Origin of the sequence: Kosakonia sacchari SP1 (assembly GCF_000300455.3) — a bacterium.
Taxonomy (GTDB): domain Bacteria; phylum Pseudomonadota; class Gammaproteobacteria; order Enterobacterales; family Enterobacteriaceae; genus Kosakonia; species Kosakonia sacchari.
Genome location: NZ_CP007215.2, coordinates 263504 through 289136 on the forward strand (window position 1 = coordinate 263504; position 25633 = coordinate 289136).

Genomic DNA, 25633 nt, shown 5'->3' on the forward strand with positions numbered 1-25633 from the left:
GTAGAGATGGGTATTTTGGGTGCTCGACAGGACCGCTCCTAAATTTAGTAATATTGGTAGCCAGGCGGCAGATTCAATCGCAGGAAGGCCAATATTAGATGTTGCCGAAGATATTCGAATGGGGAGAATTAGTCCTGATACATTTGTTATTTCGTACACAACTGATTCGATAACAGGTGAGGCCGTGACGTTAAACAATAGAGGATTGGCTGCGTTAGTTGAGTCCGGAAAATTCCCTCAACATGCAATATATTTTCCATATGAGCATGTTCCTAAACACTTGGTTGAAGACATTAAATATCGACCGCCATCAAGAAGTATTAATATAACAAGGAATAAAGATGGTACTGGACTTGTGAAAACGATTGGTAAATGTATCTAATTTTAGGAGAGATATTTATGATATTAGCACCAGAACAGTTAAACTTTAGAATTTCAACTACAGATCTTGAAGTTATTTATACAGAATCCAATGGTGTAAAGTTAACGGTTGAAGCTCAGAGTCTGGATGATTTTAGACATGATAAATATCATGAGGTTACGTTTAATTTTAGTAATGTCGCTGAGGTTAAATGTATATCTTTGAACTTTTCCGAGTTTAATTGTGATGAGTACGAAATTAGTCTGAAAATTGACGATCCTTTAACTTATTGGGAGCAAACAGGAATAAACCCAGAGCCCGGAGTTTACTGCATTACTAACTCTGAATTATTGAGAAATAAGGGATTGGTTTATGATCCAAATAATCGGTTGAATCTAAAGCACTATTTAATAATGGGTTACGATAGCTATGCTGAAATAATTGCATCTAAATATGAATTTAGCGGTATATAATCTATGTGATTAAAAAAAATTATTTTTAAATGCCGTAAACACCATAAGGAACCTCGGTTTTGCGGTTGTTTACCGGGCAACCTGCTGAAACGCCGGGAGTATGACGGTTTCGGGCGCATGACCGAACGCCACGACAGCCATCGCGGCACGGTGCAGCGCTTCAGCTATGACGATGAACACCGCATCAGCCAGGTGATTATTGAGGGCGATGCAGAGTTCACCCGGGCCGAATACCGCTATGACGCGCTCGGTCGCCGCACGGAAAAACAGGTGTGGCGACGCCATACCCGCAACGCGGAACGCACGCAGTACGCGTGGTCGGGACTGCAGATGGTCGGCGAGTGCAGCGACAGCAACCCGGACGCCGCCGTGCAGTATATCTATACGGAAAACAGCTACGAACCGCTGGCCCGCGTCGACAGCCGCGGCGAGCATGCGGAGGTTTACTGGTATCACACGGAGCTGAACGGTCTGCCGGAAAAAGTGACCGACAGCAGCGGCGATATTGTCTGGCAGGGCGTTTCCACCACGTGGGGACGCAGCGAGCGGGAAAACAGCAACGCGGACTGGGACGTACCGCAGAACCTGCGCTTCCAGGGCCAGTACCTCGACCGGGAAACCGGGCTCCACTACAACACCTTCCGCTACTATGACCCCTGCGGCGGACGTTACACCCAGATGGACCCGATAGGGTTACTGGGTGGGCTGAATACTTATACGTATGTGGTGGATCCGCTGGTGTGGGTGGATCCGCTGGGGCTTTCGGCCTGTGCGTTTGGTGGTTATTTTAATCGCAAGGGGCTAAGACGTGACGTGTACCGAGCCCAGAGACCCGGTAGTTATCACTCAATAAAACATATACAAGCTAAAACGGCGGAAGAGGCAAGATTGTTGAGTTTAGGTAAAGGGGCCCGTAAAGGTGACCCGGAAGCATCATATTTCCCTGAGTTCGCAAAGCAGGTCACGGGTTTTGAAAAGCAGGCTGCATACGATGCGATCAGGAATGGAAATGTTTTTGAACATGGAGGAACGCGTTTCATGTTTTACAAAAACCCTACAGGACCAGTTGGTTACAATGCTGGAAAAATGACCGATTGGGTTCGTATTGAAATGACTAATACAGGTGTACCTGTAATACATAGTTTCCCTGCTTCGATTGAGCAGGTTGGAAAATACATACCAGGAGCAAAGTGATGATAGATAAAAAAGCCAATCTCCAAAAACTAAGAATTCCAACAGGGTGGAGTATTGGAATTAATAACCTATACGAAGTGGACCCTGTTAGTGAGTATATTGATTATTATTATGGCTCAGTTCTAATTAGTGGCGACAATAGGTTAATGCGACTCAGTTTTGATTCCCGATATGAACCTGAAGGTCAGCCAGGAGGAGATTTTATTCTGGTCTTACAACGAAGTGATTATGATAAGAAAGGGAAGTTAACTGGCGTAGAAGTAATAGATATAAAAAAAACTAAAGATAAAAAATTGTTTGTTGAGATGCTAGAGCGATTTATGGAACAAGGGGTCGTTTAAGACGTTTAAAGGGAGGGCGTGCGCTGGGAGTATGACGGTTTCGGGCGCATGACCGAACGCCACGACAGCCATCGCGGCACGGTGCAGCGCTTCAGCTATGACGATGAACACCGCATCAGCCAGGTGATTATTGAGGGCGATGCAGAGTTCACCCGGGCCGAATACCGCTATGACGCGCTCGGTCGCCGCACGGAAAAACAGGTGTGGCGACGCCATACCCGCAACGCGGAACGCACGCAGTACGCATGGTCGGGCCTGCAGATGGTCGGCGAGTGCAGCGACAGCAACCCGGACGCCGCCGTGCAGTATGTCTACACGGAAAACAGCTACGAACCGCTGGCCCGCGTCGACAGCCGCGGCGAGCATGCGGAGGTTTACTGGTATCACACGGAGCTGAACGGTCTGCCGGAAAAAGTGACCGACAGCAGCGGGGATATTGTCTGGCAGGGCGTTTCCACCACCTGGGGCCGCAGCGAGCGGGAAAACAGCAACGCGGACTGGGACGTACCGCAGAACCTGCGCTTCCAGGGCCAGTACCTCGACCGCGAAACCGGACTGCACTACAACACCTTCCGCTACTATGACCCCTGCGGCGGGCGCTACACCCAGATGGACCCGATAGGGTTACTGGGTGGGCTGAATACGTATACGTATGTGGTTGATCCGCTGGGATGGGTGGATCCTTGGGGTCTGGTTTGTTGGTCAACTGCACAGAAAAATTACTGGAAAGATGTGGGTGCTGACGAACTTGCAAATCCATCAGGCCTTTATTCGCAAAGGAATATCTTAGAAATGTTAGCAGGTCGCGCACCTAAATTTACTGCTAAGGTACAGGTAATTAAAACAGGTCAGATACAGACCAGAGATATACCATATGAATTGCATCACAAAAATATTCCGCAGCGTCAAGGTGGGCCCGGTGTGCATAATAAGAGTAATTTGGATGAGTTAGATCCATGGCAGCACCAGGATGTTGATAAATACCGCCATTCTGGGATTAAACTTATAGAGGTTATAACGGGGGTAAACTCATGGTAATGGATAAGAATTATTTATTGTTTTGCGCTGCTTTATCAGAGGTCGCACGAGATAATTGTAAGGCCGGTATTAATAACAGAGAGTCGGAGCTTTTTTTGGATCGAATTTATAAAGAGTACCTGCGATCTTCCTTGCCTGCCCCAGATATATCATGGGTTAAATCCATCCCTAAAAACACTAAATCATGGATGAAGAAAGTGCTTTGTGAAAACTTATTGTTCATGAAGTCTGCTCCAGAATGGATTAGAGAACCTTCTTGGCGGTTTATTGATGATAAAGCTATGGTTTTTATCGATCAAATTGAATTTGCTGATAATGAAGTCATTAATAACAATCTCGCACCGGGTAATGTTTTATACGTTTTTTCCGGTAAGAAAGAGAGTGATGATGGCTGGGAAATGGTTATTAAAATGGTGATGCAAGATAGAAACTCAGTCGGCACTTCTTTTATCGATTAAGGGGATGTTGTTAGTCGCGTTTGTGTACTTTTCTTGACCGACATACAGCCCCGTTACTGATGGGCGCTGCACCCAGAGATCCACGACAGGGTTGCTGGGTGGAGTTTATGTCTCGGATATTTTGGTTCGGATAGATTTGCCAGGATGGGGGAGCGGTATATTACAGTCAATAAACAGAGTTTACGGGAAAAATGCTAATACTTTGATCGGACCTTCCAAAGGTATAGAGTATTTAGGAGAAAAAATGAAAGAACAATCGCAAATCAACTCTGAATTAGAAAGCCGTATTATCGGTATTATCACAGAAGGGAACGAATGTGATGATAATAAGGAATTTAAAGCAGCGATTGATAAGTATGACGAGGCTTACGATATTTTACCGGAGCCAAAATTTGAATGGGAAATGCTCAGCGCGTGGTTGGCTGGAAGTTATTTTAATGCATATTTTGCATTGGGCAAATTCTCAGAGGCAAAGCATTGGGCAGGTATTGAATTAAAATATAGGAGTTCAGATATTGATGTGGGGCCTTTTATGGATATTGGAATGGCCTCATATGAACTTGGACAACTTGATGAAGCTTATGAAAATTTTAATGCGGCTTATCTTTATGGTAAGGAAAGACCATTTAAAGAGTATCCTAAAAAGTATCTGAAGTTTTATCTTGAAAGAAAGGGATAGTATCGGTTTTTTAATATTGATGTCTTGGGTTTGTATTAAACTTTTGATTAAATCCAAAAATGTCCTTTCATACGTAAATTTACAAAAAAATTATCGGCTTCCATCATGATCTGCAATCTATGTTCGTAGTTGTCAGTACCTTATAGGGCAATCATTAAATAAAATTAGTGTTTTTATATGGTTATTAATTGAATTGAAAGGCGATTTATGGAATGGGACGAATTTGAAATAAAATGTTTGCAGGCCACAGTTGCAGCAATCAAAAAACTTCTTGCTGAAAACCCAGAGGAAAATTTTTATGCATTTTCCCTTTATACTGACAGTAGTGCGATGACCGTATCATTGAGTGCTAATTCAGAACAGCAGGTAAATTCCATTCTTGATAGCGAAGAAAATACAAGTAAGGAAAATCAGGATTACTATAAATGGACGACTTCAGAGTGGGCATATGAGGGAGTTTATCCGGAATTTTTTACTGATATTAGTAAGTCTCTTCGAGAGTCTCCGGACAGAGTAAATTTTTCACAATTTAAGAAGAATTTAATTCAAACACTTATCAATACACTTAAAAAAGTAAAACATGGGGAGCTTTCTTTAGTATTGAGTACTTCTGTAGTATTTGTTTCTATTACCGATGATAATGAATCAGAAAACATTGAAAATATCTCTGCGCAGTCAATAAACAATGAATCGATCACCTGTTATTTTCTTGCGAGATATGATTGAATTTAGTTTGTGAAATTATTATGGACTGGTAACGTAAATACTTGTGCTTATGTTATTTTTTTTACGGTCGTTATTTGGAAATAAAATGAATAATGGCTTCTCAAATTTAAATGAGTTAATAATAAATATAGTCGTAAAATCAGGCTTGCAGATACACTTGGCGAGGGAGAGATAAATGCATTGTATCGGGAGTCAGACGTTTTTTGCGATACGTATAAAGATGAAGAGCCTTGTCCCTAAATAAATAAAAAATAAATAATTTATGCGCTTTTTATCCTTCACGACAATCTGGGAGGTATGCTTCAATATTCATCAAAGGGAAACTCTGCTTATTTCTCCGAAGTTAATTCCAGGGGCAATGAATATATTGAGAGGTTTTTTAGGTTAAAAATAATTTTTATATGCTTAAAGCTGTGTCTGGGAATGAATGATAATATTAAAAAAACTACCATGAGCATCTCGATAATACATCCAGTCTTCATGGCTGACTGTATTGTTTCGACGGTTAAACTCTATTTCTTACATAACCCATGTTAATTAAATATCATAAACCCGCTCTTCCGGTAACAACTCAAGCGCTTCGCTGATGCGATCATCTTCAACCAATTTATGAATTTTTGCGGCAAGTTCTGTAACATCGGTAATGTTCACAATCCATTTCTGGCAGTAATCGGCGACCGCCTGATTGCGCAATCCTATCTGAATCGTGCGGTGATCTAGTTTGTTCAAACGGATATCACGCTCCGGATCCCACTGGATCACCACATCCGACGCTTTTATTTGGCTTTGCCACTCGGCTTCTTCTGTGCCAGAGTTCCGATGATGGCTCAAAATTCCCTGATTAAGGATTTGCTTAAACCCGTCATGGGTAAGATCAATCGCCAGAATCCGGTGCTGATTTGCATCTTTCTTTCCCCAGCCGGAGCGGTACATCATCCACAGAAAAGAGGGTTTAATCCAGGTCATGCGGGTCATACTGAAAGGGGGCGAGACGAAGGTGCCATGCGTAAGAGCGCTGTCTGCGATAGTGTCGGAATAAGCCTGGTAAACGCGGATAAAATCGTTGGTGTAGAATGCTCTTAACTGCTTTTCGGCAGTTAATTCATCTGCCTGCTCTTTTTTCATACTTATTGTACTCATCCTAAGTAAACATATTGACTGGTCATTCTAGCACAGCACTTAACGTCGAGGATAAGCACCATACCGAAGCATAAGAATTATTAGTGCTCGAATAATCTCATTCATACGCCAAACGCATTCCTAATCTGCTGATGTAACAAATTACATTCACCATAAAAAATATTAATCGACAATCTCTGGCAACGGAAAATGTTGTCGCTCTTAATTATGCCGCTAACTGTTTGCATTCGATGTGATTGATAGCATAAGCAATGCATACGCCTTTCGGAAATTCCTTATCAGACTTGAAACTCATACCAGTGATAAAATGTGTTCGAAGCGTGACGGGTAGACCTACCAATAACCGTAGTTTTTATAATGAAAATATAGCGTATACGATTTGTCGTACATTATTTTATGGACATAACAGTCGCGATTCGATGAAAAAATATTTATAAAAGAAAAGCTAATGTATGCGCTACACTCCTTGGAGAGGCTCATCATTTCCAACAATGCGATAAAAAAAATTATTCGTATGTAGTATTGGTTCATCTGGGGTCTATTTAATTTTATATATCGTGCATCAGAGTTGGTTTAAGGGTTACATAAGGATGGTTATGGTTGACTTTAACGCGGATATTGTGAGCTTTATATCATTAGGGAATGTTCATCTTGGGGATTCCATTGATCTTTACCTGGATGATATTTTTAATAATTATACTGTGGAAATAAAAGAGTATTCTCTGCCTGCACCGTTAAATGAAACCCGGTATGTCTATTCTGTGCAAAATGGCACGTTAATAATAGCAACCACTACGGATGATATTATTGTTTCAGTCGGCTGTAATCAAAAATATGCCGGAAAATATAAAGGTAAATTATATGCCGGTATTACCATGGAGGAACTTTCTCAGTGTAGCAAAGACCTGCGTATTCTGAACGGTGCGCTGATTGTTGACCGGGATTACGGCCTCTCATTTACGCTGCCGCCGCCATACGATGAGATTGCCGATTCCCTTGAACAAATTCCGCATGATTTATCGCTGAATGAAATTTATGTGTGCGATCATTCCGGTTGGGTAACCAAGTAATAAGCTTGCTTTTGCAAATTCCGTTGATAATGTCTTAGGCCGTTCAGCGCCAGGCACAAAAACAATGGAGTTTTTACATCGATATTAATAACGCCATCTTCCCCGGCTTATACAGAATATTATCGACCACCAATCGCAGCTGCTTGACCAGGCTACAATCCTTTCCGCGCAGAAGGGAGGGGAAAACCAGGCGTTAATGCTTGGGTTGCGGGCGAGAGATGAACCCACGTGTTTTTTCAGCTAAAACACCAAAGCTGGCATCAGGCACGCTGACGGCGGTAATACCTTCCCCTATACTGCGGAAAACAAAAGAAAATAACCGCTCGCTACATTTACAGGGTAAAGAATGGATACGGCTGAATTCTTCGCGCAGCTCGCGCAACAACTGCTGCTCTCTGCGCCGCTCTTTTTATTGATTGCGCTGGGATATTGCCTTGGGCGCTTCGCCGGTTGGCCGGAATCGGTCAACGAAGGGCTCAACCGCTTCTGCTTCAATGTGGCAATCCCATGCATGCTGTTCAAAGTGATGAGCAAGTTCTTCGAAAGCCCGCCGGTGGATATGCGGCTGCTGATTGCCTACTTCGGCACCTGTTTTGTCATCTATGTGGTTGGGCGCATCGCGGCGAAAAGCCTGTTCCTTATGGACGCAGTTTCAGCCTCGGTGTTCGGCCTGGCGGGCATTTTTTCCAATAACGTGATGCTGGGCATTCCGGTTGCCATTATTTTGCTTGGTGCATCGAGCCTCTCGTCGGTGGCTCTGGTGCTGGTGTTTAACAGCCTGATTTTATGGACACTGGTGACCGTGTCGGTGGAATGGGCGCAAAACGGCAGCTTCTCAGCGCGGGGAATTGGCAAAACGCTGGTGAGCGTGCTGCGTAACCCGATTATCATCGGTATCTTCAGCGGATTCGCCTGGAGTTTCCTGATCCATCGCCCGCTCCCACAATTCCTCGATAGCCCGGTGAGCATGGTGGCGCAGGTCGCCGCGCCATTAACGCTTATTACTCTCGGTATGAGCTTGTCGCGCTATCAGATCCGCAAAGGATTAGCGGAAAGTTTGACCATCTGCCTGCTGAAACTGATTTTGATGCCGGCCTTGATTTGGTTGATTGCCTGGTTGCTGCATCTGCCGCGCGAAGAGAGCCAGGTGGTGGTGCTGTTAGGGTCGATGGCGGTGGGGATTAACGTCTATCTGATGGCGCAAAAATTCCAGGTGCTTCAGGGCGCGACGGCGACCAGCATGCTGCTTTCCACCCTGCTGTCGACCGTGACCACGCCGCTATTTATGATCCTGATGACGCATTTCTATCCGAACTGGCCCTGAGGCCAGCCGGAAAGCCGTCAAACAATATCATCCACCACGCCGCCGTCCACGCGCAGCGCCGCGCCAGAGGTTGCCGAAGCCTGTTTCGAACAGACATAGACCACCATATTCGCCACCTCTTCCACGGTGGCGGCGCGCTGGATAACTGAACTCGGGCGATTGGCCATCACAAACTCTTTCGCCAGCGTTTTCAGCGACTTACCGGTCTTTTCCATCTCTTCTTTCATCATGCCGGCAAAACCGTCGGACATAGTGGGCCCTGGCAGTACGCTGTTAACGGTGACGCCGCTGCCGGCGACAAATTTCGCCAGCCCGCGTGCCAGCGAAAGCTGCGCGGTCTTCGTCACGCCGTAGTGGATCATATCTGCCGGGATATTCAGCGCCGATTCAGAAGAGATAAACACCACACGCCCCCAGCCCTTTTTCACCATTGCGGGCAGCAGCGCACGCGAGAGACGCACGCCAGACATCACGTTGGTTTGCCAGTAATTTTCCCAGGTCGCATCGTCGGTGGCGTAAAAATCCAGCGGGCCGTAAATCCCGGCGTTATTCACCAGAATATCGACCTCACCGCTCGCTTTCAGCAGCGTTTCCACGCCCTGCGCCGTGCCGAGATCGGCAATCGCGGTACGCAGCTTCGCACCCGGCACCTGTTTTTCCAGTGCCGCTTTTGCCTTATTCACCGAATCTTCGCTGCGCCCGTTAAGGATCACTTCCGCGCCGCTTTCCGCCAGCCCTTTGGCAATCGCAAAACCAATACCGCCTGTCGAAGCGCTGACCAGCGCGACTTTACCGTCGAGTGAGATTTTCATTGTCTGCCCCTTATCCAGTGGATTTCACAAATGTATTAAGGCTAGCAGTTGAAGCTCAGCGCGCGTTGCCAATTGTTGCTCATAAAATGTGCGCATCGGGTTAATACCCGCCGCAGTATGACGGCGGCAACGTTACTCTTCGGCGGCAAGACACTGTAGATGACCATGACGCACGCCGCGCTGGGCGATAACGTCGTCGGCGAAGTGTTGCACATCGCCCATTTTGCCTTTCAGCACGGCGATCTCCAGGCAATCGTCGTGGCTGATATGCACATGCAGCGTGGCGACAGACAGGTCGTGATGATGGTGTTGCGTGGCGACAATACGGCTCGCCAGGTCGCGCTTCTCATGTTCATAAACATACGACAGCACTGCGTAACCCTGCTGTTCATTGTTCTGCACAGACTCCTGCGCCAGCGCGCCGCGCAAAATATCCCGCAGCGCTTCCGAACGGTTGTGGTAACCACGCCGTGCGCTAAGGTTATCCAGCGTATCGAGCAGGTCATCATCCAGTGTTATGGTCACGCGTTGCATGGTTGCGTCCTTTGTAATGAGAGTGGAAAGGCGGGCAGCACCGCCTGTTGTAGCGCCTGGCCTGCCGGTGAACGCAAGCGCAGCGGTGAAGTAACGTCGAGCGTTTCCACCAGCGCGCCGCTCTCCATCACCAGCACGCGCTGGCAAAAACGCTCCACCAGCCGCAAATCATGGGTGATAAACAGGCACGCGACGCCGGAACGCTGTTGTAGCCGCTGTAAGAGCCTGATAACGCCCGCCTGCAGCACCAGATCCAGGCTGGAAACCGCTTCATCCAGAATCAATAGTGTGGGTTCCACCGCCAGCGCACGCGCCAGGCACACGCGCTGTAACTGACCGCCGCTCAACTGCGGGGGGCGTTTATTGAGCAGGGAGGTATCCAGCTCGACATCTTCCAGTAGCTGTTGGATGCGTGCCTGCTGCTCGCTGTTGGGCAGTTTCAACAGATGGCGCAGCGGTTCACGCAGAATGTCGCGCACGGTTTTACGCGGGTTCACCGCGCTGACCGGATCCTGAAACACCATCTGTATATCGCGGCGAAACGCCTGGCGGGCGCGGATGTTAAGTTGCTTCAGCGGTGTGCCCTGCCAGCGCACTTCACCTTCGTCTGGCGATTCCAGCCCTACCAGCAGCCGCGCCAGCGTGCTTTTCCCGCAGCCGCTGCGCCCGAGCAGCGCCACGGTGTCCCCGCTTTTTAACTGAAAAGAGATATTGTTCAGCACCGGTCGCTGGTGGTAGGTGTGCGACACACCGTTCACATCAAGAAGGTTCATTGCGACAGCTCCAGTCCATACAGCGCCAGGTGGGCCGCAATTAGTTCGCGGGTCACTGCCTGTTGTGGCGCACTGAACAGGGTTTCCACCGTGCCTTGTTCAATAATGCGCCCGTTATCCATTACCGCGACATCATCTGCCAGCCGTGCTACCACGCCCATATCGTGTGTAACCAGCAGCATGCCGGGCTGACGCTCGCGCATAATCTGCGCCAGCAAATCAAGGATCCGCGCCTGCGCCACCACATCGAGGTCGGTAGTAGGTTCATCGGCTACGATAAATGGCGCATCGCTCAACAGCGCCATGGCGATCATCATGCGTTGTAACATGCCGCCGCTCATCTCGAACGGGTAAAGCGTGAGCACACGTTCGGCGTCCTCCAGCCCGACATCCTGCAATGCCGCCAGCAGTATGGCGTTATCGGCGGGTTTACCGAGCGCCAGGCAGGTCTCCCGTGCATGACCAGCCATAGTGCGCAGCGGGTTAAAGGCGCTGCGCGGGTTCTGCATAATGGTGGCCACCGTCGTACCGCGCAGTGTTTGCGGTGTGACGGGCTGATTATCCGCCAGCAACTGACCGGCCGTTTGCCGCACGCCCGCAGGCAGCACACCGAGCGCCGCCGCGCAGGTTAATGATTTGCCGCTGCCGCTACCGCCTACCAGCGCCAGCACGCGCCCGCGTTGCAGGGTTAACGACACCTCCTGCACCAGCGGGCGTTCCGCGTGCAGGCTGATATTTTGCAGGCTCAGTTGTGCAGGCATCAGTGGGCGTGCTCCGTTTCCAGGTGAGGATCGAGATGGTCGCGCAGCGCGTCGCCCAGCAGGTTAAACGCCATCACGCTGATAAACAGCGCCAGCCCAGGCCAGACCATTTGCAGCGGCTGCGTCCAGATATATTGCCGGGCGTCATTGATCATTACGCCCCACTCTGGCGTAGGTGCTGTGACGCCAAGCCCGAGGAACGACATCCCGGCGACGTGCAGCATCATATGGCCGATATCCAGCGTCGCCAGCACCAGCAGCGAAGGCACTACCGCACCCGCCAGATGATCGCGAAACACATGCAGATAACTCGCGCCACTTAAACGCGCCGCCAGCACGTACTCGCGGCTGCGCAGTGAAATCACCAGACTGCGTACCATGCGCGCATACCAGGCCCAGTGTGAAAGCGCGATAGCGATAATCACGTTGGTCAGCCCTGTCCCAAGCACGCCGACCATAAAAAACGACAGGATCGAGGTGGGAAAGGTCATAAAAATATCCGCCACGCGCATGATGGCCTGATCAACGCGCCCGCCGAGCAGCCCGGCGCAGCCGCCTGCGCTTAAACCAAGCGCCAGCACCAGCAGCAGACACATCATCACCGACCCCAGCGATACCCGCGTGGCTGCCATTAAGCGTGAGAAAATATCCCGACCCAGGTGATCGGTGCCGAGCCAGTGCTGGCTACCCGGCGGCAACAGGCGCGCGGGTAAATCGATGGCTTGCGGATCGTACGGTGTCCACCATTGGCAGGTCAGGGCAATCACCAGCAGTAACAGCAGGATCAGCAGCACGAAACGCACCGGCCAGCGGGCCGTTTTTATAAAGTGCATCAGTGCGCTCCTTCATGGTGGCGAATGCGGGGATCGAGCGCGGCACTCAATAGATCGACCAGCAGATTGCAGAGCACAAAAACCATTACCATCACCAGCGTAAAGCACTGGATCACCGGGTAGTCGCGATTGAAGATTGCCGATACGGCATAGCGGCCAATTCCGGGCCAGGCGAAGATGCTTTCAATGATCATCGTGCCGCCAATCAGTTCGCCGATATGCATGCCCAGCGCGGTGATCACCGGCAGTGAAGCGTTACGCAGAATATGCCGCCGCTCGGTCTGCTTGTCGCTTAACCCGCGCAGCCGCGCCCACGTTACATGGCGCTGCCCGGCGGCTTCCAGCATGCTGGCGCGCAGCAGGCGGGCGTTGATAGCCAGCGACATAAAAGCGATCGACACCGCAGGCAGGATCAGGTGTTGCCAGCCGCCGTAGCCCATCGCGGGTAGCCACTGCAAATGCACGGAAAAAAACATCACCAGCAGAAAGGCCAGCCAGAAGTTCGGCATCGACACGCCAAGAAACGCCACCGCGCGTACCAGAAAATCCGGCAAACCATCGCGGTGGCGCGCCGCCCAGATGCCAAGCGGTACGGAGGTGAGTAGGATCAGCGCCAGCGCCGCGCCTGCGAGTTGCAATGTCGCGGGCAGAAAATGCAGTACATCCTCAAGCACGGGGCGCTGCGTGGCATAAGAGATGCCGAAATCAAGGTGCAACGCGCGCCACAGCCAGTGGAGATATTGGCTGGCGAGCGGCTGATCCAGCCCCAGTTGAATGCGGGTGGCGGCAATCATTTCCGGTGTTGGCGGCAGGTTCGACAGGCGCAGGTAATCCATCGCCGGATCTCCCGTGCCGAGGCGCAGTAGCAGAAAAATCACCACCGAGGCGGCTACGATCATCGGGATCAATAACAGCATACGGTGCAGTAAAAAGCGGCTCATGGCGCGGCATCCGGGGTTATCTGATCAAACGGGATCTCCGAGGCGATCGGGGCAAACGGAATCGTGCCGAGCTGCGGTTTTGCCACCACCATCATTGAGATATAACTGATCGGCAGATAAACCGCGTCGTTGTGCAAACGGGTGAGAATATCCCGGTAGAGTGCCTGCCGCGTGCTGTCATCGCTGCTGGTCAGCACCTCGCCAATCTCTTTGTCGATAATCGCTTTGTCCGGCAGGCCTAACTGCGCCTGGTAATCGGCATGCGACGGCACGCGCATTGAGCTCATAAACGCGTGCGGATCGTACGGTGCGCCCCAGGTGCGGTTGAAAATCATGCCAAAACGGCCATCGCGCTGACGGGCATAAATACTGCTCTCTTCCTCGCCAATCAGGGCGACATCCACGCCTACCTGACGCAAATTGGCCTGAATAATCTCGGCCATCGATTTACTCAGTGCATCGGTGCCGATATAAGCCAGTTCAATATGCAGCGGCTGCCCGGCTTTTTCGCGAATGCTTTTCCCGGCGGGCAGCAGCCAGCCGGCTTTATCCAGCAGCGCGCGCGCCTGCGCCGGATCGTACTGGCGCGGTTTCAGGCCGATATTGGCATACGGCACGGAAGGGGCGAACAGCGTGTCGGCAACCTGCTGCGTGCCATACAACGCGCCATCGACCAGCGTTTTCTTATCCACCGCGTAGTTCAGCGCTTCCCGCACGGCTAACTCATTGGTTGGCGCATGCGTGGAGTTCAGCGCCAGCATCACCGTCTCCATTGGCGCAGAAAGCTGGGTGCGCCAGGCGGGGTTCTGGCTGAAACGGGCAAACGTATCTAGCGGTAGCAACCCTTCGTTGCCGTAAAGCAGATCAATATCGCCGGTTTCAAATGCCACCGCGCGGCTGGTCGGGTCAGGGATCACTTTGACAATAATTTTGCTAAGTGCCGGTTTCGCGCCCCAGTAGTGCTCATTACGTACCAGCACGTCGTACTGGTTCAGCTTCGATTCCTGTAATACCCACGGTCCGGTGCCAATGGGTGCTTTAATCCCGTTCAGCGTTTCATGGTCTTTAAATTGCGACGGGGCGATAAAGCGGAACGGGCGGGGCAGGGCGAGCTCTTGCAGGAAAGGGTAGTAGGCGCTTTTCAGGGTGATTTGTAACTGCTTGGGGCTAAGGGCTTTAACGTCGGTGATTTGATTGGCAAGCTCAAGCCAGGCGTGGCGCTGACGGTTATCCAGCACGGCGCGGAAGTTCTCCGCAGCGGCGGCGGCGTTAAACGGCTCGCCGTTGGAGAACGTCACCCCGTCGCGCAGGGTAAAGACCCAGGTTTTGCCGTCCTCCGAATGCGCCCAGCTTGTCGCCAGCCAGGGTTTCACGCTGCCATCGGCCTGGTATTTCACCAGCGGTTCATAAACCATGCTTTGCGCGAACATCTGGTTTGGCGTGTAAAGGTGCGGGTTCAGCGGACCAACATTCACCGGCCAGGCGGTGGTTAGCGTATTTTGTGCCGCGAAAACGGCAAAGGATGCGCAGAGCAGAAGCAGAGCGCTAGCTTGACGATAGAAAGACACGTTCGGTTTCCTGACGAAAAGTCGGTGGCGAGAAAAGTATGACGATTTTAGTAATTCATCATACGAATAGTATGTTCTGGATCAAAAGCCCTGTTTATAACAGGGATTTATCGCATTTTGCGTGATGGGTATGGCTGGCGGGTGAGCAGAGCACCCGGAACCTATTCGTCAGGATTATCGCTTTGTCTGGCGTAAGCATTACGCGAGTCGTATTACGTGACGTTTATGAGACGCCTGCAAAAATAAGGGGTAGAGCGCTACTCCTTAAACAGTTGCAACAGCATTTCTACCTGCTCATCGAGCGGTGCGAGGTCTTTTTTCACAATCAGATGCAACGGTGTGGCGCGGCGCGTACCGTGGCTGAGCGGCAGCGTTTTAAGCACACCGCTGTCGAGCAAGGGCTGAATGCGCTCCGCCGGCAACCAGCCGTAGCCCACCTGATACAGCACGGCTTCCACCGCCGCATCGATGGTGGAGAACGTCCACGACTCCTGCGCTACCGGGCTTTGGCGATGGTCGCTTTCGGCAATGCGAATCAGCGGCCAGCCGGCGAGCATCGCTTCGCTTACCCGTTCCGCCGCGCACAGCGGGTGATCGCGGTGTGCCACGGCGACAAAATCAATGTTCATCAGCCATTCGCCGCGCCCGGTCATATCCTGACGGCGGGTCAATATCATGACATCGGCTTGCGCATGCACCGGCAATTCGCTGGAGGCGGTTTCCAGCACTTCGGTCAGCCGCACCTGTGTTTGCGGGTAGCGCTGCTGAAACTGGCGCAAAATGGCAAATAGCCGCGCGCGGGGGAAAATACTGTCGACCACCAAATCCAGCCGCGTGCGCATGCCATTGCGCAGCGTGGCTGCACGGGTTTCTACCCAGTCGAATGCCTTGAGCAACGGTTGTACCTGGTTGAGCAGCAACTCGCCCGCCGGGGTAAGTACCGCGCGCCGCCCTTCCTGTACGAGCAGAGCAACGCCGAGCCGCTCCTGCAACAGCGCCAGGTTGTAACTGACCGATGACTGGCTGCGATGCGTCTCTTCCGCCGCTTTCGCAAAGCTTCCCAGCTCAACCACCTTTTGCAGCAGCGTCCATTGTTCCAGCGTCGTCTTGTGCATAACTCATCTAAAAAGTGAATGAATTTGATGCAAATATAGCGTTATTCATTCGTTTTTTGCAGGCGTAGGATAATTTCATACACCAGAGGAGATAAAAAATGAGCACCTTTGATAAACATGATTTGAGCGGTTTCGTCGGCAAACATCTGGTTTATACCTACGATAATGGCTGGAATTACGAGATTTATGTGAAAAACGCCACGACGCTTGATTACCGGATCCACAGCGGTATCGTGGCGAACCGTTGGGTGAAAAATCAGCAGGCCTACATTGTTCGCGTTGGCGAAAGTATCTATAAAATTTCCTGGACTGAACCGACCGGCACCGATGTCAGCCTGATTGTTAACCTCGGCGATCGCCTGTTCCACGGCACTATTTTCTTCCCGCGCTGGGTTATCAATAACCCGGAAAAGACGGTTTGCTTCCAGAATGATCACATTGCGTTGATGGAATCGTATCGCGCGGCGGGCCCGGCTTACCCTACTGAAGTGATCGATGAGTTCGCGACTATTACATTTGTGCGTGATTGCGGCGAAAATAATGATAGCGTGATTAACTGCGCTGCCAGTGAATTACCGGCCAACTTCCCGCAGAATTTGTCATAAAAATTTCACGCTGTTTAATATATTCTGCTGGTAACGAATGAAATAATTCATTGCATAATGATATTAACTTTCGTGTATTCGTTGATGTGCCGTTTAAATAACTACGCTAACGCCTTTGTATACATTGCAAAGGCGTTAAATATTTCATTTTTTTGACATTCATCACATTAGGATTTTGCTGTTTTCATTTGTAACCCCTTGTTTGAAAGAAATTAATTTATATTTGTTAAGCTTATCATTTATCCCTTTTCTTAATCTTGTCCTAATATTCAATTGGTAGCATTCTCCGACTAACCGTAACGAATAATAAATGCAGGAAACGCGCATTCATTATATTTTGGTTTAACTTTCATCCGCCATTTTACTCACTAGCCGCAGCGTGTCTTTGTGGCGGTTCGTTAACGCGTCAGTGACGCCAAGGAAAAACGATGAGTGATTTTTTACCGTTCTCACGCCCGTCAATGGGGGATGAAGAGTTCGCCGCCATTCAGCAAGTGCTGGCATCCGGCTGGATCACCACAGGCCCAAAAAATCAGGCTCTGGAAGAGGCTTTTTGCACACTAACGGGCAACCGCCACGCCATCGCCGTGAGCTCGGCGACGGGTGGCATGCACGTTACTCTGATGGCGCTGGGAATTGGTGCCGGGGATGAAGTGATTACCCCGTCGCTGACCTGGGTTTCCACCCTCAATATGATTGTGCTGCTCGGCGCGACGCCGGTGATGATCGATGTCGATAAAGAGACGCTGATGGTCACGCCGGAAGCTATCGAAGCGGCTATCACGCCGCGTACCAAAGCGATTATCCCGGTACATTACGCCGGTGCGCCGGTGGATGTTGACGCCATTCGCGCGATTGGCGAGAAGCACAGCATTCCGGTGATTGAAGATGCTGCTCACGCCGCCGGAACGTACTACAAAGGTCAGCATGTTGGTTCACGCGGTACCGCTATTTTCTCCTTCCACGCCATTAAAAATATGACCTGCGCGGAAGGTGGGCTGGTGGTGACGGACGACGAACAACTGGCGAACCGCATTCGTAGCCTGAAATTCCACGGGCTGGGCGTCGATGCTTATGACCGTCAAACTCACGGACGCGCCCCGCAGGCCGAAGTGATCTCCCCCGGTTTTAAATACAACCTCGCTGATATCAACGCGGCGATTGCGCTGGTGCAACTGGGCAAACTGCCCGCCGCTAATGCCCGCCGCCAGGAAATCGCCCAGCGTTATTTGCAGGAACTGGCGGATACGCCGTTTCAGCCGCTGGCCTTGCCGTCATGGCCGCACCAGCACGCCTGGCACCTGTTTATTATTCGCGTTGATGAGCAACGTTGCGGTATCTCCCGCGACGCATTGATGGAAACCCTGAAAGCGCAAGGCATTGGTACCGGCCTGCATTTTCGCGCGGCCCATACGCAGAAGTATTACCGCGAACGCTTCCCCCTCTCTTTACCCAATACGGAGTGGAACAGTGCGCGTATCTGTTCGCTACCGCTTTTCCCGGATATGACCCATGACGACACAACCCGCGTCATTCACGCGCTCCGCAACATTGCAGGGCGCTGATATGTTTAATTTACCGCCTGTAGAGAAAGTTTCTGTGGTGATCCCGGTCTACAACGAGCAAGAGAGTTTGCCGGAGTTGATTCGCCGCACCACGGAAAGCTGCGATGTACTGGGCATTGATTACGAAATTTTGCTGGTGGATGACGGCAGTAGCGATAACTCCACGCTGATGTTAAGTGAAGCGGCAGAACAACCCGGCAGCCACGTAGTCGCGGTGCTGCTGAACCGCAACTACGGTCAGCACTCGGCGATTATGGCCGGTTTCAGCCATGTCACCGGTGATTTGATCATCACGCTGGATGCCGATTTGCAAAACCCGCCGGAGGAGATCCCGCGTCTGGTGGCAAAAGCCAATGAGGGGTATGACGTGGTGGGTACGGTGCGGCAAAACCGCCAGGACAGCCTGTTTCGTAAAATGGCCTCGCGCACCATTAACCGCCTGATCCAGCGCACCACCGGTAAAGCGATGGGCGATTATGGCTGCATGTTGCGTGCATATCGCCGCCATATTGTTGATGCCATGCTGCACTGCCATGAACGCAGCACTTTTATCCCGATCCTCGCTAACACCTTTGCCCGTCGCGCGGTGGAGATCCCCGTGCAGCACGCGGAGCGCGAGTTTGGCGATTCCAAATACAGCTTTATGCGTCTGATTAACCTGATGTACGACCTGGTGACCTGCCTGACCACCACGCCGCTGCGCTTGCTGAGCGTGTTTGGCAGCGTGATCGCCGTGTTGGGATTTTCGCTCGCCGTGCTGCTGGTGGTGCTGCGTCTGGCGTTTGGCCCGCAGTGGGCGGGAGAAGGGGTGTTTATGCTCTTCGCCATTCTCTTCACCTTTATCGGCGCTCAGTTTATCGGCATGGGGCTACTTGGGGAGTATATCGGGCGCATCTACAACGATGTTCGCGCGCGTCCCCGCTACTTTATTCAACGTGTTGTTCGTCAGGAAAATGACGTTTCGCAAGAGGAAAAAAATCAATGAAAGCCGTTGTCTTTGCTTACCACGATATTGGATGTGTCGGTACACAGGCGTTACTGGATGCAGGTTTCGAGATTGCGGCGATTTTTACCCATCCCGACAGTGCCAATGAAAACCACTTTTTCGGCTCGGTGGCGCGTATTGCCGCTGAACGTGGCATTCCGGTTTATGCCCCGGAAGATGTTAACCACCCGCTGTGGGTCGATCGTATTCGCGATCTGAACCCGGATGTCATTTTCTCTTTCTATTACCGCAACTTGCTGTGCGACAACATTCTCAATACCGCGCGGATCGGCGCATTTAACCTGCACGGCTCGCTGCTGCCCGCTTACCGTGGACGTGCCCCGCTGAACTGGGTGCTGGTAAATGGCGAAAGCGAAACCGGCGTCACGCTGCATCGCATGGTTTCCCGCGCGGATGCGGGCGCGATTATCGCGCAACAACGCGTTGCCATTGCCGAGAATGATGAAGCGTTGTCGCTGCATCGCAAATTAGCTGAAGCCGCAAAAGGAATGCTGGCCAGCGTGCTGCCGACGATTAAAACGCAAACCTTCAGCGAAACGGCGCAGGACGACAGCAAAGCCAGCTACTACGGTCGCCGCACGCCGGAAGATGGCCGTCTGGACTGGGAAAAACCGGCGCAAACGCTGCAAAACCTGGTGCGCGCGGTTTCTGACCCGTGGCCGGGCGCCTACAGCTTTGCCGGTACGCATAAATTTATCGTCTGGAAATCCCGCGTACGTACCGATGTGGCTCCGGCTCGCGCGGGCACTGTGCTCTCTGTTTCGCCGCTGCTGGTGGCCTGTGGCGATGGCGCGCTGGAGATCCTCACCGGCCAGATGGACAACGGCGTCTACATGCAGGGCGCACAGCTGGCGCAATCGCTCGGCTTGGTTGCCGGAGCGTTGCTCACTAGCAAACCGGTGGTGGCGGTAAAACGCCGCACCCGCGTGCTGATCCTCGGCGTGAACGGTTTTATCGGTAACCATTTGACCGAACGCCTGCTGCGTGACGATAACTACGAGATTTTCGGTCTGGATATTGGATCGGATGCGATCAGCCGTTTCCTCGGCAATCCGCGTTTCCACTTTGTTGAAGGCGATATCAGCATTCACTCCGAGTGGATCGAATACCACATTAAGAAATGTGATGTAGTGCTGCCGCTGGTGGCGATTGCCACACCTATCGAATACACCCGTAACCCGCTGCGCGTGTTCGAGCTGGATTTCGAAGAGAACCTGAAAATCATCCGTGACTGCGTGAAGTACAACAAGCGCATCATTTTCCCGTCGACCTCGGAAGTGTACGGCATGTGCACCGACAACAATTTCGACGAAGACAACTCGAATCTGGTGGTTGGGCCTATTAACAAACAGCGCTGGATTTACTCGGTATCGAAACAGTTGCTTGACCGTGTGATCTGGGCATATGGCGACAAACACGGCCTGAAATTCACCCTGTTCCGTCCGTTTAACTGGATGGGACCGCGGCTGGATAACCTGAACGCCGCGCGTATCGGTAGCTCGCGCGCCATCACCCAGTTGATCCTCAATCTGGTGGAGGGTTCGCCGATCAAGCTGATCGAAGGTGGTAAGCAGAAACGCTGCTTTACGGATATCAGTGATGGTATCGAAGCGCTGTTCCGCATTATTGAAAACAAAGACGGGCGTTGCGACGGGCAGATCATCAACATTGGTAACCCGGATAACGAAGCGAGCATTAAAGAGCTGGCGGAGATGCTGCTGGCAAGCTTTGAAAAACACCCGCTGCGCGACCGTTTCCCGCCATTCGCCGGTTTCCGCGAAGTGGAGAGCAGCAGCTACTATGGTAAAGGCTACCAGGATGTGGAACACCGCAAACCGAGTATCCGTAACGCCAAACGCTGCCTGCACTGGGAACCGACCGTAGATATGCGCCAGACCATTGACGAAACGCTGGATTTCTTCCTGCGTACCGTTGAACTGACGGATGAGAAATAAGCATGAAATACGTCGGCTTACGTATTGATGTCGATACCTTTCGCGGCACGCGTGACGGCGTTCCGCGCCTGCTGGCGCTACTGAAAAAGCACAACATTCAGGCGAGCTTTTTCTTCAGCGTCGGGCCGGACAACATGGGGCGCCATATCTGGCGCCTGCTTAAGCCGAAATTTCTGTGGAAGATGCTGCGCTCGCGCGCGGCATCGCTCTACGGCTGGGATATTTTACTGGCGGGCACCGCGTGGCCCGGCAGGCTTATCGGCGAAGGCAACGCGGAGGTCATCCGTAAAACCGCGCAGGCGCACGAAGTGGGGCTGCATGCCTGGGATCACCACCGCTGGCAGCGCTGGAGCGGGGTGTGGAATCAGGCGCATCTCGAAGCGGAAATTGAGCGCGGATTGCTGGCGCTGGAGCTGATTATTGGCCGGTCTGTGAGCTGTTCCGCCGTGGCGGGTTGGCGCGCCGATCAGCGAGTGGTAAAAGCCAAATCAAATTTTAATTTCCGCTATAACAGCGACTGCCGGGGCACACAGCCGTTTCGCCCGCTCATCGCCGAGAACACCTATGCAGCACCGCAAATCCCGGTAACGCTACCCACCTGGGATGAAGCCGTTGGCATTTCGGTGGCGGCGGAGCACTACAACCGTTTCATTCTCGACGCGATGAAGCAGGATAGCGGCACGCCGGTTTATACCATCCACGCCGAGGTGGAAGGCATTATCGGCGCGGAAGGTTTCGATGAACTGCTGAGCATGGCGGCGCGCGAAGGCATCGCTTTTTGCCCGTTAAGCCAGTTGTTGCCGGAATCGTTAGAGACGCTACCGGCAGGAAAAGTGGTACGCGGAGAAGTGGCTGGCCGGGAAGGCTGGCTGGGTTGCCAACAACTGTTGAGTCCTGGGTTATGAAATCCATTCACTATGGTCTGGCGCTGGTTGCGCTGTTCGCCCTCTACTATGTTGTTCCCCTGGAATATCGTTTGCTCTGGCAGCCGGATGAGACCCGCTATGCGGAGATCAGCCGTGAAATGCTCACCAGCGGCGACTGGATTGTGCCGCACTTCCTTGGCCTGCGTTATTTTGAAAAACCCATCGCCGGTTACTGGATCAATAGCATTGCGCAGTGGCTGTTTGGCCATAATAACGTCTCAGTGCGCCTGGGCTCTGTTTTCTCGATTACCGTGTCAGCGCTGCTCGTGGGCGTGCTAGCGTGGAAAATGTGGCGCGACAAACGCACTGCCGTGCTCTCGGCGGTGATCTTCCTGACCGCGTTTCTGGTGTATGGCATTGGCACTTATGCTGTGCTCGACCCGATGATCACGCTGTGGATGACGCTGGCGATGTTCAGCTTCTGGCTGGCTGCGCAGGCGAGCACATTACGCGGTAAGTTTGGTGGCTATGTCCTGCTTGGCGTGGCGTGCGGCATGGGCGTGATGACCAAAGGTTTTCTCGCGCTGGCGGTGCCGGTGATTGGCGTGCTGCCGTGGGTGATTGTGCACAAACGCTGGAAAGAGGTGCTGCTCTGGGGCTGGCTGGCCGTGATCTGTTGCGTGCTGACGGTGCTGCCGTGGGGACTGGCAATTGCATCGCGCGAACCCGATTTCTGGCGCTACTTCTTCTGGGTTGAACATATCCAACGTTTTGCGCAGCAGGATGCACAACACAAAGCGCCGTTCTGGTATTACATACCGTTCTTGATTTTAGGTTCTTTGCCGTGGCTGGCGCTGCTGCCCGGTGCGCTGAAAACGGGCTGGCTGGCGCGTAAAGAGGGCGTGCGGGAAGCATTTTATCTGCTGGGTTGGGTGGTGATGCCGCTGCTGTTTTTCAGCATCGCCAAAGGAAAACTGCCGACTTATATTCTGCCCTGCTTCGCGCCGCTGGCGATATTGATGGCGCGTTATGCCATGCAGATGGCGCAAACCAATGGGCGCGCGTTACGCATCAATGCGTGGATCAATATCGGTTTTGGTCTGATTGGCGTGATTGCCGCGCTGGTGGTGTCGCCTTGGGGCTTCCTGAAACAGCCGGTGTGGACGCAGATTGAGATCTACAAAGCGGCGCTGGCGGCGTTTGCTTTCCTGGCATGGGCGCTGGTTGGCGTGTTTACCTTGCGTGCCAGTGCCGATCGTTGGTCATACGCGGCGCTGTGCCCGCTGGCGATTGCGCTGCTGGTGGGGATTGTTATCCCGGACAAGGTGATGGATTCCAAGCAGCCGCAATTTTTGATCAACTTTGTTAACGAGCCGCTGACGCCGAGCCGCTATGTGCTGGCTGATAACGTCGGTGTTGCCGCAGGTTTGGCCTGGGAGCTGAAACGCTCAGATATCATGCTGTTTGGCACGCGCGGTGAGTTAACGTACGGTATGTCGTACCCTGACGGCGAAGGGCGGTTTGTACGCGAAGACGATTTCACCGACTGGCTGTCACAACATCGTCAGGAAGGGGTTATTTCCCTGGTGCTGCACCAGTCGAAAAAAGATGACTTTACCCGCATGCCGATACCGAAACCGGACAACGTTTATGTACAGGGGCGTATGGTCTTTATTCAGTACTTTCCGCAATGATGAGTAAGCCGCAATGACCAGCTGGCTCTGGCTCGCGCTGGCAAGCCTGCTCAGTTGCGCAGGTCAACTGTGCCAGAAGCAGGCGACGCGTCCGGTGCCGATTGCCAGGCGTAATAAGCATCTCGGCCTGTGGCTGGGGCTTGCGCTGATGGCGCTCGGTGCGGGCATGGCGCTGTGGCTGCTGGTTTTGCAGCGCATTCCTGTTGGCGTGGCGTATCCGATGTTGAGCCTTAATTTTGTCTGGGTGACGCTGGCGGCGCGTTTTCTCTGGCGTGAGCCAGTGAGCGTTCGCCATGCGTTCGGCGTGGCGCTGATTATCATCGGCATTGTGCTGCTGGGGAGCTCACTATGAAGGGGCTGCACTGGGCATTACTTAGTGTGTTGCTGGTAAGCGGTGCACAACTGATGTTGCGCTATGCGATGGTGTCGCTGCCGCCGGTGACATTTTCCTGGTCTTTTGTCTCGGCGTTGCTGCAACCGCAAAAAGGTACGCTGGCGCTGATGTTGGGCCTGGTTGGGTATCTGGCATCAATGGGTTGCTGGTACTTTGCTCTGCACCGTTTGCCGTTGAGTAAGGCTTATGCCTTGCTGAGTCTGAGCTACATTCTGGTGTGGGCGGCGGCCATCTGGCTTCCCGGATGGCACGAGCCGTTTTCCCTGTGCGGAGCTTTGGGTGTGCTGGTCATTGTGGCGGGCGTGCTGGTTATTTTTTGCCCGGCCGCTCCAAAGCGTAGCGACTACCCAGGCAGACGGCTTTTCGGTCTGCCTGGCCCCAGTAAAATTGCCAGTTTGCTGCCGCCGGTGGTGGTTTCCATCCAGATTTTACACACGCTGGTTAGCGGCACTGACAACAACATTCCCACCGGGCCAAGCAGCCATCCCCAAATCAACAACGATAAAAACACCACCAGCGTCGACATCCCCAGGCGGTGGCCCATCATGCGGGGTTCCAGGATGTTACCAAGTAACATGTGCACCACAAGGAATAGCCCACCCACCAGCAAACATTCGTACGTGCCGTTAAACAGCAGCGCCTGGATCATGGGTGGGATAGCAGAGATCACCGAGCCGATATTGGGTACGTAATTGAGCAGAAACGCCAGCACACCCCACATCAGCGCAAACTGCACATCCAGAAACACCAGCCCGACCCAGACAATCAGGCCTGTCCACACGCTCAGCAAAGTCTTCAGCGCCAGGTAGTGGGAAACACCTTTCAGTGCGCGGTGCAGTCCGGCGATATGAATTTGCGGGTTATGCAGCGCAAAGCGCAGCTTATAAGGCACATGGCGCACTTCAAAGAGCATAAACACCACGGTCATCACCAACAGAACAATGCTGGCCATTGCGTTCGAGAGCTGAGTCGCCATGGTGGTGGCAAAGCCCATTAGCCGCTCAGAGTCCATCCGTTGCAACATACGTTCTGGCGACATGTGCAAACGAAGAAACGGCATCGCATCCTGCAACTGGATAAATTTCCTGGTGAATTCGCGGTTGTACTTCGGCAGCAGCGTCATGAAGTCGTTCACCGACGCGGCAAGCACGCCGAACAGCGCAGTGAGAAAAACCAGCATCACCAGCACCACAATACCGATCGCCACCGGGCGCGAAATGCCGCGCCGGAGAAACCAGGTAACCAGCGGATTGAGAACAATTGCGAAAAACAGCGCCAGAAGAAGTTGCACAATAATGTCGGCCGCAGCATGAATGCCGGCCAAAATGATCACCAGCGAAGCCAGCTTTAACAGAATATGTAAACCCGCCCGATCGGGTTGAGGATGTATCATGGTTAATTCCTTTT

At 52.1% G+C, this 25633-nt stretch carries 25 protein-coding genes and 3 pseudogenes; 18 read left to right on the forward strand and 10 right to left on the reverse strand.

Features of this window, described 5'->3' with window-relative positions:
• Positions 1–19 precede the first annotated feature (19 nt).
• From C813_RS46910 to C813_RS24195, 8 genes and pseudogenes are all read left to right on the forward strand, one after another.
• Positions 20–382, forward strand: a complete 363-nt coding sequence (locus C813_RS46910) for a hypothetical protein (protein ID WP_193399842.1) — start codon at positions 20–22, stop codon at positions 380–382.
• A 17-nt stretch (positions 383–399) separates the two neighbouring features.
• Positions 400–834, forward strand: a complete 435-nt coding sequence (locus tag C813_RS24165) for a hypothetical protein (protein ID WP_040016586.1) — start codon at positions 400–402, stop codon at positions 832–834.
• 78 nt (positions 835–912) lie between these two features.
• A pseudogene (locus C813_RS24170) lies at positions 913–2028 on the forward strand (RHS repeat domain-containing protein); the annotation flags it as partial.
• Entirely contained in the window at positions 2028–2369 is a 342-nt protein-coding gene (locus tag C813_RS24175; protein ID WP_017458298.1) for a hypothetical protein, read from the forward strand. The pseudogene C813_RS24170 and the gene C813_RS24175, both read left to right, overlap by 1 nt.
• Before the next feature lie 12 nt (positions 2370–2381).
• A pseudogene (locus C813_RS24180) lies at positions 2382–3062 on the forward strand (RHS repeat-associated core domain-containing protein); the annotation flags it as partial.
• A gap of 338 nt (positions 3063–3400) precedes the next feature.
• The gene (locus C813_RS24185) at positions 3401–3865 is read left to right on the forward strand and encodes a hypothetical protein (RefSeq protein ID WP_025263809.1); all 465 of its coding nucleotides are present in this window, start codon (positions 3401–3403) and stop codon (positions 3863–3865) included.
• A gap of 244 nt (positions 3866–4109) precedes the next feature.
• Positions 4110–4544: a hypothetical protein gene (locus C813_RS47440; protein WP_017459609.1), complete on the forward strand. Its 435-nt coding sequence runs from the start codon at positions 4110–4112 to the stop codon at positions 4542–4544.
• 207 nt (positions 4545–4751) lie between these two features.
• Complete coding sequence (locus C813_RS24195; RefSeq protein ID WP_017459608.1) at positions 4752–5270, forward strand: DUF4303 domain-containing protein; 519 nt, start codon at positions 4752–4754, stop codon at positions 5268–5270.
• 537 nt (positions 5271–5807) lie between these two features.
• Here the strand turns inward: C813_RS24195 and C813_RS24200 are convergent.
• On the reverse strand, positions 5808–6395 hold the full coding sequence (locus C813_RS24200) for a DUF4291 domain-containing protein (protein WP_017459607.1): 588 nt from the start codon (positions 6393–6395) through the stop codon (positions 5808–5810).
• 611 nt (positions 6396–7006) lie between these two features.
• Between C813_RS24200 and C813_RS24205 the strand changes: the two genes are divergently transcribed.
• Both C813_RS24205 and C813_RS24210 read left to right on the forward strand, forming a co-directional pair.
• On the forward strand, positions 7007–7480 hold the full coding sequence (locus C813_RS24205) for a hypothetical protein (RefSeq protein WP_017459606.1): 474 nt from the start codon (positions 7007–7009) through the stop codon (positions 7478–7480).
• A gap of 346 nt (positions 7481–7826) precedes the next feature.
• Complete coding sequence (locus C813_RS24210) at positions 7827–8804, forward strand: AEC family transporter (RefSeq protein ID WP_017459605.1); 978 nt, start codon at positions 7827–7829, stop codon at positions 8802–8804.
• Between the two features lie 17 nt (positions 8805–8821).
• Here C813_RS24210 and C813_RS24215 read toward each other — a convergent pair whose 3' ends face one another.
• The 8 genes from C813_RS24215 to C813_RS24250 form a co-directional block, all read right to left on the reverse strand.
• The gene (locus C813_RS24215) at positions 8822–9616 is read right to left on the reverse strand and encodes an SDR family NAD(P)-dependent oxidoreductase (protein WP_017459604.1); all 795 of its coding nucleotides are present in this window, start codon (positions 9614–9616) and stop codon (positions 8822–8824) included.
• 132 nt (positions 9617–9748) lie between these two features.
• On the reverse strand, positions 9749–10150 hold the full coding sequence (gene nikR / locus C813_RS24220; protein ID WP_017459603.1) for a nickel-responsive transcriptional regulator NikR: 402 nt from the start codon (positions 10148–10150) through the stop codon (positions 9749–9751).
• Positions 10138–10923: a nickel import ATP-binding protein NikE gene (gene nikE / locus C813_RS24225; protein ID WP_017459602.1), complete on the reverse strand. Its 786-nt coding sequence runs from the start codon at positions 10921–10923 to the stop codon at positions 10138–10140. The genes nikR and nikE overlap by 13 nt, the downstream gene beginning before the upstream one ends.
• Positions 10920–11684, reverse strand: coding sequence for a nickel import ATP-binding protein NikD (nikD, locus tag C813_RS24230; protein WP_017459601.1), 765 nt, complete (start codon positions 11682–11684; stop codon positions 10920–10922). The genes nikE and nikD overlap by 4 nt, the downstream gene beginning before the upstream one ends.
• The gene (nikC, locus tag C813_RS24235) at positions 11684–12517 is read right to left on the reverse strand and encodes a nickel ABC transporter permease subunit NikC (protein WP_017459600.1); all 834 of its coding nucleotides are present in this window, start codon (positions 12515–12517) and stop codon (positions 11684–11686) included. The genes nikD and nikC overlap by 1 nt, the downstream gene beginning before the upstream one ends.
• Positions 12517–13458, reverse strand: coding sequence for a nickel ABC transporter permease subunit NikB (nikB, locus tag C813_RS24240; RefSeq protein ID WP_017459599.1), 942 nt, complete (start codon positions 13456–13458; stop codon positions 12517–12519). The genes nikC and nikB overlap by 1 nt, the downstream gene beginning before the upstream one ends.
• Positions 13455–15026: a nickel ABC transporter substrate-binding protein gene (nikA, locus tag C813_RS24245; RefSeq protein WP_017459598.1), complete on the reverse strand. Its 1572-nt coding sequence runs from the start codon at positions 15024–15026 to the stop codon at positions 13455–13457. The genes nikB and nikA overlap by 4 nt, the downstream gene beginning before the upstream one ends.
• A gap of 257 nt (positions 15027–15283) precedes the next feature.
• Positions 15284–16141 carry a LysR family transcriptional regulator gene (locus tag C813_RS24250; RefSeq protein ID WP_017459597.1) on the reverse strand — a complete coding sequence of 286 codons (858 nt, stop codon included), beginning with the start codon at positions 16139–16141 and terminating at the stop codon, positions 15284–15286.
• Between the two features lie 98 nt (positions 16142–16239).
• Here C813_RS24250 and C813_RS24255 point away from each other — a divergent pair, with 98 nt between their 5' ends.
• The 8 genes and pseudogenes from C813_RS24255 to arnF form a co-directional block, all read left to right on the forward strand.
• Positions 16240–16746 (forward strand): phenolic acid decarboxylase, encoded by a 507-nt coding sequence (locus C813_RS24255; RefSeq protein WP_017459596.1) that lies wholly within the window; start codon positions 16240–16242, stop codon positions 16744–16746.
• Positions 16747–17174: 428 nt separating this feature from the next.
• Positions 17175–18311 carry a UDP-4-amino-4-deoxy-L-arabinose aminotransferase gene (arnB, locus tag C813_RS24260; protein ID WP_017459595.1) on the forward strand — a complete coding sequence of 379 codons (1137 nt, stop codon included), beginning with the start codon at positions 17175–17177 and terminating at the stop codon, positions 18309–18311.
• 1 nt (position 18312) lies between these two features.
• A complete protein-coding gene (gene arnC, locus C813_RS24265) occupies positions 18313–19296 on the forward strand; it encodes an undecaprenyl-phosphate 4-deoxy-4-formamido-L-arabinose transferase (RefSeq protein WP_017459594.1) in 984 nt (327 codons plus the stop codon).
• Positions 19293–21272, forward strand: a complete 1980-nt coding sequence (arnA, locus tag C813_RS24270) for a bifunctional UDP-4-amino-4-deoxy-L-arabinose formyltransferase/UDP-glucuronic acid oxidase ArnA (protein ID WP_017459593.1) — start codon at positions 19293–19295, stop codon at positions 21270–21272. The genes arnC and arnA overlap by 4 nt, the downstream gene beginning before the upstream one ends.
• A gap of 2 nt (positions 21273–21274) precedes the next feature.
• Entirely contained in the window at positions 21275–22177 is a 903-nt protein-coding gene (gene arnD, locus C813_RS24275) for a 4-deoxy-4-formamido-L-arabinose-phosphoundecaprenol deformylase (protein ID WP_017459592.1), read from the forward strand.
• Positions 22174–23832 (forward strand): lipid IV(A) 4-amino-4-deoxy-L-arabinosyltransferase, encoded by a 1659-nt coding sequence (gene arnT / locus C813_RS24280; protein WP_017459591.1) that lies wholly within the window; start codon positions 22174–22176, stop codon positions 23830–23832. The genes arnD and arnT overlap by 4 nt, the downstream gene beginning before the upstream one ends.
• A gap of 13 nt (positions 23833–23845) precedes the next feature.
• Positions 23846–24184: a 4-amino-4-deoxy-L-arabinose-phosphoundecaprenol flippase subunit ArnE gene (gene arnE / locus C813_RS24285; protein ID WP_017459590.1), complete on the forward strand. Its 339-nt coding sequence runs from the start codon at positions 23846–23848 to the stop codon at positions 24182–24184.
• Positions 24181–24549 (forward strand): annotated as a pseudogene (gene arnF, locus C813_RS47445) (4-amino-4-deoxy-L-arabinose-phosphoundecaprenol flippase subunit ArnF); the annotation flags it as partial. The gene arnE and the pseudogene arnF, both read left to right, overlap by 4 nt.
• 20 nt (positions 24550–24569) lie before the next feature.
• Here the strand turns inward: arnF and C813_RS24290 are convergent.
• The gene (locus tag C813_RS24290) at positions 24570–25619 is read right to left on the reverse strand and encodes an AI-2E family transporter (RefSeq protein WP_017459588.1); all 1050 of its coding nucleotides are present in this window, start codon (positions 25617–25619) and stop codon (positions 24570–24572) included.
• Positions 25620–25633 lie beyond the last annotated feature (14 nt).